The organism is Nonomuraea lactucae, assembly GCF_003313395.1.
Lineage (GTDB): Bacteria > Actinomycetota > Actinomycetes > Streptosporangiales > Streptosporangiaceae > Nonomuraea > Nonomuraea lactucae.
In genome coordinates this window covers 1-4,110 of record NZ_QNFZ01000747.1, presented here as the reverse complement: position 1 = coordinate 4,110, position 4,110 = coordinate 1, and the positions used below count along the sequence as shown (strand labels likewise).

The 4,110-nt window shown below is 73.1% G+C and carries 5 protein-coding genes; 3 read left to right on the top strand and 2 right to left on the bottom strand.

Annotated features, from left to right (window positions below; translation table 11 throughout):
• On the bottom strand, positions 1-464 hold a 464-nt coding region (locus tag DQW85_RS26590; protein WP_113702667.1), incomplete at its 3' end, for a helix-turn-helix domain-containing protein.
• Between the two features lie 105 nt (positions 465-569).
• On the opposite strand from DQW85_RS26590, the gene DQW85_RS26585 reads away from it, so the two are divergent.
• Together DQW85_RS26585 and DQW85_RS26580 are read left to right on the top strand one after the other, a co-directional pair.
• Complete coding sequence (locus DQW85_RS26585) at positions 570-1,037, top strand: Dps family protein (RefSeq protein ID WP_113702666.1); 468 nt, start codon at positions 570-572, stop codon at positions 1,035-1,037.
• A gap of 216 nt (positions 1,038-1,253) precedes the next feature.
• Positions 1,254-2,288, top strand: coding sequence for an alkaline phosphatase PhoX (locus tag DQW85_RS26580; protein WP_113702665.1), 1,035 nt, complete (start codon positions 1,254-1,256; stop codon positions 2,286-2,288).
• A gap of 21 nt (positions 2,289-2,309) precedes the next feature.
• Here DQW85_RS26580 and DQW85_RS26575 read toward each other — a convergent pair whose 3' ends face one another.
• Positions 2,310-2,906 (bottom strand): TetR/AcrR family transcriptional regulator, encoded by a 597-nt coding sequence (locus DQW85_RS26575; RefSeq protein WP_113702664.1) that lies wholly within the window; start codon positions 2,904-2,906, stop codon positions 2,310-2,312.
• 92 nt (positions 2,907-2,998) lie between these two features.
• Between DQW85_RS26575 and DQW85_RS26570 the strand changes: the two genes are divergently transcribed.
• A partial coding sequence (locus DQW85_RS26570) for an MMPL family transporter (protein WP_162795399.1) occupies positions 2,999-4,110 on the top strand: 1,112 nt, incomplete at its 3' end.

Genomic DNA, 4,110 nt, shown 5'->3' with positions numbered 1-4,110 from the left:
GCGAGGGACGGGCTCGCGGGGTGGCCCGCCGCGGGCGCGCCGGTGTCGCGCGGTGCGGCGTCGCCCGGGTGCCTGGCCCAGAACCTGGACCGCGACGCCTCCGGGGGAGACGGGACCACCGCGTCCCCGGTGGGGGCGGGTGCGTCCTCGGGGAGAGCCGGGCGGGCGGCCGCCTCCAGCATCGTGTCGGTCGCCCCGGCGAGGGCCACCTGGATGTCCGCGATCGACCGGCCCGCCGCCTGCAACCTTTTGACGGCCACCAGTTGCAGCAGGTGGCGCCGGCCGTACCGGGCGACTCTGCCACGCCGGGACAGCGGCGGGTCGACGAGGCCGATCGTCGTGTACCACCTGATCAGGCGCTCGCCCGGAACGTCGCGCACCCGGCCGTTGCCCCGCTGGGCGTCGGCGCGCAGCAGATCGGCCGCCCGCTCCGCCAGCTCGCCGATGGTCCAGGTATCGCTCATGCCTCTAGAGTGACACTGTCATAGTTACAGTGTCAACGTGGATGATTAAAGCGGTCGATTCGGTTCAGTAAGAGGAGGAGACGCCGAAGACGGGGAGGAAACACCATGGCTACGATCACCGGTCCGCTCTCGGGCGACGCGAAGAACAAGGTCGCCGAAGCCCTGCAGGGCGCCCTGGTCGATCTCATCGACCTCACGCTGGTCGCGAAGCAGATGCACTGGAACGTCGTCGGCTCGCACTTCCGCCCGATCCATCTCCAGCTCGACGAGCTCACCGCGCTGGCCCGCGAGCACGCCGACACCATCGCCGAGCGCGCGGCCGCGCTGGGCGTGAACCCGGACGGCCGCGCCGCCACCCTCGCCCGCTCCACCAGGATCCCCCAGCCCGAGAACGGGTGGATCGAGGACGGCAAGGTGGTGGCCACCATCACCGGCATCCTGGAGGGCGTCGGCGGGAGGATGCGCGAGCGGATCGACGCGACCGAGGAGGCCGACAAGGTCACCCAGGATCTGTTCATCACGGTCTCTCACGACCTCGACAAGGAGCGCTGGATGTTCCAGGCGCAGAGCTGAGCGACCTCGCCTGGAGCCCGGGGCACGGCCTCGGGCTTCAGCATGTCCCGGCGCGTCCGGCCGCGCCTGACCGCCGGCCGGAACGACCCGGCGTCTGGAATGCGGTGATATCGGGGGGTCGGTGGCGGCGACGTTCGCGCAGAGTTTGAACTTCCGGATCCTCTCCATTCACGTCGGTGCGGTCGACTAGCGTGGCACCTAGAGGGAGGCCCAACCATGTCTCACAAGACTCTCCTCCGTACGGGCCCGCTCTGGCAGGGGGCGGTGGGCCCGTACGGCCCGCTGGAGCCGACCGGCGGCGACGGCCTGGCGCTGCCCGCCGGGTTCACCGGCAGGGTGGTGGCGCGCTCGGGCCGCAAGGTCGCGGGGCTGACGTGGCACACGGCGCCCGACGGCGGCGCCTGCTTCCCCGACGGGGCCGGCTGGATCTACGTCTCCAACTCGGAGATGCCCCTGCTCGGCGGCGCGTCCGCGATCAGGTTCCGCGCCGACGGGTCGGTGGCCGACGCCTACCGCATCCTGTCCGGCACCGACCTCAACTGCGCGGGCGGCGCCACGCCGTGGCACACCTGGCTGTCGTGCGAGCTCGGACACCGCGGCCGGGTCTTCGAGTGCGACCCGTACGGCATCCGCGCCGCGCGTCCCAGGCTGGCCATGGGCCGCTTCAAGCACGAGGCGGCCGCCTGCGACCCCGACCGGCAGGTGGTCTACCTGACCGAGGGCGAGCGCGATGGGTGCTTCTACCGGTTCAGGCCGGGCGACTGGGGCGACCTGACCGAGGGCGCGCTCGAGGTGCTGTGCGCCTCCGGCCACTGGCGGCCCGTCCCGTCGCCCGCCGCGCTGCTCAAGGCCGCCCGCCACCAGGTCGAGGACGCCCGCCACTTCGACGGCGGCGAGAGCTGCCACTACGCGGAGGGCGTCTGCTACTTCACCACCAAGGGCGACAGCGGCCTGTGGGCCTACGACGCGCAGACCGCCACGCTCGACCGCGTCTGCGACGGTGTGCGGGCGGTCACGGCCAGCCCGTCCGGCGACCTGTACGTGGCCAGAGACTCGATGCGGATCGACGTCATCACGCCCGAGCGCACCGTCACCCCGTTCCTGAGGCTCGACGGCCACGCCCGCTCGGAGCTGAAGGGCCCGGCGTTCTCGCCCGACGGCGGCCGGCTCTACTTCTCCTCGCAGCGCGGCAGGTCGGGCGATCCGGCCGACGGCCACACCTTCGAGGTGGCGGGCCCGTTCCGCCACTGACGGGTCGCCGGGGCCCGCCGCTCAGCCCAGGTAGCGCAGCAGCATGGTCTTCAGCTCGGCCACCAGCTCCGCCGCGCGTTCCGGCGGGGCCGCGGACGCCATCGGCATGACGGCCTTCACCATGGCCACCGTCATCGTCGCCAGCGTGAGCGCCCGCGCCCGGTCCAGCTCCGGGGAGCGGCGCCGGAGCATGCCCGCGACCTGCGCCGCGATCGCCTCGTGCAGCCGCGCCGCGGCCGTGGCCAGCCTGTCGCCCGTGGCCGAGCCGTACAGCAGCGCCCAGTAGGCGGGCGCCCGCGTCTTGAACTCCACGCTCTCGTCGACCAGCGCGCCGATCAGGTCCTCCAGCGGCACGTCCGGCGTGACGGCCGCCAGCCGCGCCGCCCAGAACTCCTCCCGCTCGTCGGTGTAGCGGGCCACGAGCCCGTCGAGGATCTCCTCCTTGTTGCGGAAGAACTGGTAGAGCGACCCGGGTGACAGCCCGGCCCGCGCGGCGACCTGGTTGGTCGTCATCTCCGGATAGCCGGACTCGGCGATCACCAGCTCGGCCGCGTCGAGGATCTCCGCCATGCGCCTGAGCCCCCGCGCCTGCCTGCGCACCGTGCGCTGCTCAGCCATGGCTTACCACGTTGACAAATGCGAGCATTTACTTGTATTTCTGGGTTCGAGGTCAGAACGCGAGTAGTTTACCGAGTTTCGTCGGGGGATCCATGAAGGGCCACACGCCGGTCAGGCCACTCCGGGCGCGGGCGGGCGGTCCACCGCTGCGCCGGCTGGGATTCCTGCTCGTACGGCGCCGCCGGAGCGTGCTGGCGCTGAGCCTGGCCGTGCTGGCGATGGCCGCGGCGCTCGCGGCGGGAGCGGTGCCGCGGCTCTCGCTCGCCCGGTTCGAGGCCCCGGGATCCGAGTCCGACCGGGCGCGGGCCGAGCTGGCCGAGAGGTTCGCCACGGGCAGCCCGGACCTGGTCTTCCTGGTCACGGCCAGGACCGGCACGGTGGACGATCCGGCCGTCGCGGCGGCGGGCAGTCGGCTGACCGGGCGTGTGGCCGGTGCGGACGGCGTGGCCGAGGCCGCGTCCTACTGGACGCGGGGCTACCCGGCGACGCTGCGCAGCCGCGACGGGAGGCACGCGCTGATCGTGGTGCGCGTCCCGGGCGACGCCGGCCACGTGCGGGCGGTGGTGCTGCCCCGGCTGGTGCCCGAGATCACCAAGGGCGACGAGCTGCTCCAGGTCCGGGCCGGGGGAGGGGAGGAGGTGTTCCGCCAGACCGCGCCGCTGGCGAGGCAGGACTTCGTCCGGGCCGAGCTGGTCGTCTTCCCGCTGGTGTTCGCGCTGCTCTGGCTCTACCAGCGGCGGGTGGTCGCCGCGCTGGTGCCGATCCTCGCCGGGGTGTTCGCCATGCTGGTCGGGCTCGCGCTGCTGCGGGTCGTGCTGGTGTTCACCGGTGTCTCGACCTTCGCCCTGAACCTCACCCTGGCGATGGGGCTGGGGCTCGGCGTCGACTACTGCCTGTTCATGATCGCGCGCTTCCGCGAGGAGGTACGGCGGGGCCGCGACCGGGCGGCGGCGGTGGCCGGGGCCGTCGAGCACGCGGGCAGGACCGTCGTCTTCAGCGGTCTGACCGTGGCCGCGTCGCTGGCGGTGCTGTTCGCCCTGCCCTTCGACTTCCTGCGGTCCTTCGCGTACGCGGGCATCGCGGTGGTCGCGGGCGGCCTGCTGGCCGCGGTGCTCGTGCTGCCCGCCGTCCTGGCCGTGGCCGGTGAGGCGGTGCTGCCTCGCCGCGAGCGGGCGGAGCGGGCGGGCGTGGACCGAGGCGAGCG

Bases quoted from the DNA above. Each gene is read 5' to 3' on its own strand.
- DQW85_RS26575 (WP_113702664.1), bottom strand. From the start codon at position 2,906: ATGGCTGAGCAGCGCACGGTGCGCAGGCAGGCGCGGGGGCTCAGGCGC.
- DQW85_RS26585 (WP_113702666.1), top strand. From the start codon at position 570: ATGGCTACGATCACCGGTCCGCTCTCGGGCGACGCGAAGAACAAGGTC.
- DQW85_RS26580 (WP_113702665.1), top strand. From the start codon at position 1,254: ATGTCTCACAAGACTCTCCTCCGTACGGGCCCGCTCTGGCAGGGGGCG.